Here is a 1,483-nt window from a genome sequence, read left to right as displayed (position 1 = left end):
GTACGGGAGCGAGCGCGGCGAGCACCGGAACGAGCAGTCCCACGGCGACCTCGAGGCCGATGACCCACCACGGCGGCGTGTAGTCGGAGATCCGGAAGTTGAGCATCCCGGCCGCGAACTCCGTGAACCCGTGACCTGCCCACGCGCCCGCCGGGATGCCGACCAACACCGCCAGCACCCCATAGACCGTGACCATCGCGAAGTACATACGAGCGACCTGCTGCGTCCGGCCGCCCACCGCCTTCATGATGCCCACCTGCCTGACGTGCTGGACCATCAGGGCCGATACGGTGTTGACCACCAGGAATCCCGAGAGCAGCAGCGACAGGATGCCGAGCGCCAGCAGCAGCAGCGAGACCGCCTTGAAGATGTCTCCGAGGAAGTGGCTGCCCGGCTCGGGCACCGCCATTCGGGCGACGACCACGCCGGACGGCTCGAGCACCTCGTCGCGGATCGCTCCTGCCATCTCGGAGGCCTTGGCCCTGGTGAGGCCTTGACCCTCGAACGAGACGAGCAGCATGTTGTACCCCTCGGGCATTTCGAGCAGCGGCAGGTTCTCCCTCGTGGTGAACGCCGTCGTCGCCCCCACGAAGCGCGAGGGGACCGCGTTCAGGTCGTGCGCGAATCCGGCCACGCGGAACGTCGCGCTCTCGCCCGATGGCAGCTCGAGTTCGACCGACTTCCCAGGCTCCCAGTCACCGGTCTGCTGGGCCGACTGCTCGATGAGGATCTCGCCGTCGCTCGGGATGCGCGTCGATTCGGAGATCGCGATGCGCTCGACGGTGGTCCTTCGAAGGTCGTCGACCACCTGGATACTCATCGTCTTCCAGCCGCTGGCCGGGTTCCCCTCGTCATCGAGCATGCGGAACCGGACCGGGACATAGGTGCGCGCCTCCGCGGCCGCCACCTCGGGACGGTCCTGGACCCTGCGCAGGAGCGCCTCATCGAAGGGGCGCTGGGTGTTGAACGTCGCGGCGGCGGCACGTGCCCACGCGTACCCGGTCGCGAACTCGCGAAGCAGCACCTCACGCGCGCCCATCACGACGGCGACCGAGAACACGCCGACCGCTATCGACAAGACGACGAGCAGCGTCCTGAAACGGTGGCTGCTCAGGTCGCGGACCACCTTGATCCAGCGCGGGGCGAGCATCACCCCTCCCCGGTCTCCGTGCCGCCCTCCGGGCGCCCGCCCGAGGACGTCAGCCGGTCCTCGACGATCTCGCCGTCGTGCACGTGCAGCGCGCGGCGCACCCGCTGGGCGAGATCATCGTCGTGGGTGACCATCACGATCGTCTTCCCCTGGTCGACCATGCGCTCGAACAGACCGAAGACCGCATCCGCGGTGTTGGAATCGAGATTGCCCGTAGGCTCGTCAGCCGCGAGCACCGGCGGGTCGTTCGCGAGTGGCCCGCGGATCGCCGCGCGCCGCTGCTCGCCCGCGGGCGGCGCCGGGGGCAGCGTGAGGGGGCGGGGTGGGAGCCCG

2 protein-coding genes are annotated in these 1,483 nt (G+C 69.4%); both read right to left on the bottom strand.

All coding sequences use genetic code 11. The annotated features are described in order from the left end of the window. On the bottom strand, positions 1 to 1,150 hold a 1,150-nt coding region (locus FDZ70_10575; GenBank protein ID TLM66250.1), incomplete at its 3' end, for an ABC transporter permease. Beyond that, on the bottom strand, positions 1,150 to 1,386 hold the full coding sequence (locus tag FDZ70_10570; GenBank protein ID TLM66249.1) for a hypothetical protein: 237 nt from the start codon (positions 1,384 to 1,386) through the stop codon (positions 1,150 to 1,152). The genes FDZ70_10575 and FDZ70_10570, both read right to left, overlap by 1 nt. Positions 1,387 to 1,483: the final 97 nt, after the last annotated feature.

This window comes from Actinomycetota bacterium, assembly GCA_005774595.1.
GTDB lineage: Bacteria > Actinomycetota > Coriobacteriia > Anaerosomatales > D1FN1-002 > D1FN1-002.
This window is presented reverse-complemented; position numbering and strand designations above follow the sequence as displayed.